Annotated in this window: 4 protein-coding genes; 3 read left to right on the top strand and 1 reads right to left on the bottom strand. The window is 54.8% G+C overall.

All coding sequences use genetic code 11. The annotated features are described in order from the left end of the window. Positions 1–342: 342 nt before the first annotated feature. The 3 genes from pstS (at position 343) to pstA (ending at position 3,419) form a co-directional block, all read left to right on the top strand. Complete coding sequence (gene pstS, locus AC2VNK_RS06040) at positions 343–1,431, top strand: phosphate ABC transporter substrate-binding protein PstS (protein ID WP_486883174.1); 1,089 nt, start codon at positions 343–345, stop codon at positions 1,429–1,431. Positions 1,432–1,554: 123 nt separating this feature from the next. Further along, entirely contained in the window at positions 1,555–2,511 is a 957-nt protein-coding gene (gene pstC, locus AC2VNK_RS06035) for a phosphate ABC transporter permease subunit PstC (protein ID WP_291520658.1), read from the top strand. An 80-nt stretch (positions 2,512–2,591) separates the two neighbouring features. Next, positions 2,592–3,419, top strand: coding sequence for a phosphate ABC transporter permease PstA (gene pstA, locus AC2VNK_RS06030; RefSeq protein WP_291520660.1), 828 nt, complete (start codon positions 2,592–2,594; stop codon positions 3,417–3,419). A gap of 143 nt (positions 3,420–3,562) precedes the next feature. Here pstA and AC2VNK_RS06025 read toward each other — a convergent pair. Beyond that, positions 3,563–4,769, bottom strand: a 1,207-nt coding sequence (locus tag AC2VNK_RS06025) for an NAD(P)/FAD-dependent oxidoreductase (RefSeq protein ID WP_486883173.1), incomplete at its 5' end; no start/stop codon positions are given.

Below are 4,769 nucleotides of genomic sequence, written 5' to 3'. Positions count from 1 at the left end.
GCCAAGCCCATTCCCATGATGAATCCGAGCGCTGCTTTACCGTCTCTGGCCGCCGCCGGACGGATTCTGACTTGGTAACCGGGATCAATCGGTACGTTTAAGCACCTTGGAGCCCGTTCTGTTGACGGGCTTTGCTTATATCCATCGCATGCCGAGAGCAATATTACGACGCTGGTATCTTAATTGTCATAAAAGTGTCATAAATGATTCATTAAAGTGTCATATTGCTGTGTTAGATTGCTCTTCGAGTTTCGCTCGCAATAGCTTTTTGTGCTATCTGGATGCGGAATGTTCAATGGGTAAGCCGTAAATCAACGTATTTGCCATCTTTGGAGGCCTTATATGCTGTATCGCTTGAAGAAAGACGTGTCGCGTAGTGTCAAAGGCGCTGTAATCCTATCCGCGCTGGGCCTTTCTGCCCTGTATGCCCTGCCCGCTTCGGCGGCTCCGACCATCTCGTTGCTTGAAACCGGCTCCACTCTGCTGTACCCGCTCTTCAATCTGTGGGTTCCTGTATACACCAAGATGAACCCCGGCGTTCAGATCACCACCCAGGGCACGGGCAGCGGTACCGGTATCGCTGAGGCGATCTCTGGCGTGGCCCAGATCGGCGCTTCTGACGCCTACATGAGCGATGCGCAGATCAAGCAGCATCCCAATATCCTGAACATCCCGCTGGCCATCTCCATTCAGATGATCAATTACAATGTTCCCGGTCTGAACAACGTGCATCTGAAGCTGTCCGGTCCTGTGCTCGCGGGCATCTACTCCGGCAAGATCACCAACTGGGATGACGCGGCCATTGCCAAGCTGAATCCCGGCATGAAGCTGCCCAACCACAAGATTATTCCGGTGCATCGTACCGATGGTTCCGGCGATACCTTCATTTTTACCACCTATCTGTCTGATACGACCCCTGCATGGAGCAATAGCGTGGGTTACAGCACGACGGTGAGCTGGCCGGCGGTTCCTGGTGGCATCGGTGCGGAAGGTAACCCCGGTATGGTACAGGCCCTGAAGACGACACCTTACGGCATCGCCTATATCGGCATCAGTTGGAAGAAGCCGGTGGAAGAGGCCCATCTCGGGATGGCCATGCTGGAAAACCGCGCCGGCAAATTTGTGCTGCCGACGGTGGCGAATGCCAAGGCCGCAGCGGGTGAAATGGTCAACAAGACCCCGGCCGACGAGCGGATCAGCCTGGTCTATGCGCCGGGTACCAATTCTTACCCCATCATCAACTACGAATATGCGATCGTCAGCAAGACGCAGCCTAATGCTGAAGTGGCTGCGGCCATGCGTAAGTTCCTGAACTGGGCTATTGATCCGAAGGGTGGTAATGCGCCACACTTCATCACCGCGGTGAACTTTGTGCCGCTACCTGATAGCGCTGCGAAGCTTTCCCGCAAGCAGATCGCAGAAATTAAGTAAAGGTTGTGCCGGAGCCGGGGCTGGTCCCCGGCTCTTCCATATCCAATGCAGGACCCCTCTGTATATTTTTATGATTATTGATGCAGACTATTCAGATACTCTAAGTGCCGGGAGATTTGTGGGATGAAAATTCCTGTATTCAGGGTAGGGTTGATCGCTACGGCTAGCTTTTTACCACTTTCATTAATTGCACTGATTGTATTTTTGGCGATTTATTCTTGGCCAGCTATTCACTTTAATCAATTTCATTTTTTGTGGACCAATGACTGGAATTTGGGGAATCTTTATGGTAACCCGGTCACGGTACATGGTGTGCAGATTATGCCGGGAGCCAAATACGGTATCTGGTTTCTGGTCGTCGGCACTATTGTTAGTTCGGCGCTGGCCATGGTGATGGCGATGCCTGTTGCCATTGGTGCGGCATACTTCCTCAGTGAAGGCGTGCGCAAATCCTGGGCAGGCCCTTTATCTCTTTTCGTGGATTTGCTGGCCGCAATTCCCAGCGTTGTTTATGGGTTGTGGGGGTACGCGCTGCTCGTACCACTTTTTGGCCAGACAATTTTCCCCTTCCTGGCTAATACGTTTTCTTTTATTCCTTTCCTGAATGGTGATCCGGGTAGTGGCTATGGGTTGCTGACTTCCGCTTTTGTGCTGGCGGTGATGATCATTCCATTGATTTCTGCCACCCTGCGCGAATCCATCCGGATGACCGAGCCCGAGTTGAAAGAAGCGGGCCTGAGCCTGGGCTTAAATCGCCTGGAGGTTTTCTGGCATATCACCCTGCCTAAACTGAAGACGGTGTTGATCGGTGTGGGTATTCTCGCCTTGGGCCGGGCCCTGGGAGAAACTATGGCTGTCCTCATGGTCAGTGGCAACGCCCTGAATTATCTGCCCAATAACATCTACGCGCCGATCTCCACAATGGCTGCATTTATTGCCTCGCAACTGGATAGCGCGCTGCAGGATCCGACGAATATGGCCGTGGAGGCCCTTTCTGAAATTGCTCTCGTGCTGCTACTCATTACAGTGGCGGTGAATATTGCGGCGCGTTTGTTGTTATGGATGGCGAGGGTGCGCTGATGGCAGTCAGGGCGATCGAGCGCAGTGTCAGCGTCAGAGCAAGTACGAAAGGCTTCAAAGTGTCTTTATCACGGCGCGTGATGACGGCATTCGCCTGGATGTTCGTCCTCTTTTCATTTCTTTTTGTCGCAGCGATGTTTATTTCCATTATCGGAGACGTGCTCATTCACGCCTGGCCGGCGCTGACCCCAAAATTGCTGACAGATATTACGAATGGTATTGGCGGTGGTCTCAAAAATGCTATCGAAGGAACCATGGTCATGTCTGTCGGGGCGTTGCTCCTGGCGGCACCGATCGGCATTGCCTCCGGCATATACCTGAGTGAGCATGGCCATGGCGGCGCCGGAAAAATGCTGCGCTTTCTATCGGACGTGCTGGTTGGCATACCGTCCATCGTCCTGGGATATGTCGGCTATATCACCATGGTCATTTATCTGGGTTGGCAGTTCTCTGTGGCGGCGGGCATCATCACCTTGACCGTCATGCTGCTACCCTACATTGCCCGCTCCACGGAGCTGGCAATGGCCAATATTCCTCTGGCGGTGCGCGAAGCCGGTTATGGGCTGGGTGCAGGGGAGGGACGCGTCGTACTGCGTATTCTATTGCCTGGCGCAGCACCGGCGATTATGACGGGACTTTTCTACGCAGTTGCCCTGTCCATGGGGGAGACTGCCCCTCTGTTATATACAGCAGGTTGGTCTAATTATATGTGGAATGGTCATTTTACCAAAGAACCTATCGGCTATCTGACTTACGTCATCTGGACCTTTATCAACGAACCTTTTGCGGAATCCCATATGCTCGCATTTGCGGCGGCATTCCTGATTACCGCAGGCGTATTAATCCTGATACTGATCGGTCGCTGGTTACTGGTGCGCGGACAGCGCCGTATGGGCGCCTATCGATGAAAGAGGTCGTCGATAGGTGTAAAAGGGACCCCGCTTGATGACCGGATGGTGGCGGAGCAGGAGCTCTGATACCTGATACAGGCGGCGTAGCCCCACGGCTTCGGAATCGACTTCCAGTAACGCGACCAGGGCGCCGCGATCCTTTAGGATTGGTCGAAGGTCCTTACGGTAGTATTTATACCGTCTTCCAGGGGCAACTCGTCCCCCGTGATCAGGCGTGTCCCCCGTTTGAAAGTGAGATAGGCCCAAAACCAGTTGAACATCACCGAGATTCGATTGCGCAAACCCACCAGGAGCGCCACATGGATCACACCCCATAGCCACCAGGCGGGTGCCCCGCTCATGTTTACGCCGTTGAAGCTTGCCACGGCTGCTTTCCTGCCGATGGTGGCAAGGCTGCCCATATGACGGTACGCAAATGGTGGTTGCGCAGGCCGTCCCTGCAGTTTCCGGCGAATCGCTCTGGCTACATAGGCTCCGCCCTGCTTCGCCGCCGGTGCCAGGCCGGGCACAGGTTTTCCTTTCCAGGCATTGGCAAGCGCCGTATCCCCGATAACAAACACGTTCGGTAGACCCGTTACCGAGAGGTCCGGTTCGACTTTCACCCGTCCGCTACGATCGGCTGAAGCATTGAGCCATCGCGCCGCCGGCGATGCCACGACCCCCGCCGCCCACAGCACGGTGTGAGATGCCAGGCGCTTGCCGTTGATGAGTACCCCCTCTTGATCAATATGTTCCACCTTGCTCTTCAGCATGACCTCGACGCCCAACTGTTCGAGTGACCGCTTCGCTTTTTCTGATAATGTCTCGGGGAAGGTCGGCAATATGCGCGGAGCCGATTGGATCAGAACCACGCGTGCGCTGGCCGGATCGAAATGGTGGAACTCCTTCTCCATGCCGTGGCGCACCAGTTCGGCAATATCGCCTGCCAACTCGACCCCCGTCGGACCGCCTCCCACAATCACGAAGGTGAGCAAACCCCGCCGCTCGGAGGGATCTTCGGCAGATTCCGCCCGCTCGAAAGCGGAGAGAATCTGTCGCCGTATTTCCACCGCATCATCAATGGTCTTTAATCCTGGCGCATAAGGTTCCCACTCGTCCCGCCCGAAATAGCTGTGGGATGCGCCCGTGGCGAGCACCAGGTAATCGTATGGCATACGTCGTTTGCCGATTAACACCTCCTGCTGCGCCGTATCGATCCCGGTCACTTGACCCAGCAGCACCTGCACGTTGAGGTGATCGCAAAACAGGCCGCGCACTGTAGCGGCGATATCGGCAGGGGACAGTGATGCTGTGGCGACCTGGTACAATAGCGGCTGGAATAAGTGGTAGTTATGACGATCGATCAAG

This window comes from Acidithiobacillus sp. TH-A35, from assembly GCF_057473505.1.
The sequence above is the reverse complement of the archived record's forward strand: the minus strand, read 5'-3'. Positions and strand labels throughout refer to the sequence as shown.

Coding starts and splice junctions, on each gene's coding strand:
- pstS (WP_486883174.1), top strand. CDS start 343: ATGCTGTATCGCTTGAAGAAAGACGTGTCGCGTAGTGTCAAAGGCGCT.
- pstA (WP_291520660.1), top strand. CDS start 2,592: ATGACGGCATTCGCCTGGATGTTCGTCCTCTTTTCATTTCTTTTTGTC.
- pstC (WP_291520658.1), top strand. CDS start 1,555: ATGAAAATTCCTGTATTCAGGGTAGGGTTGATCGCTACGGCTAGCTTT.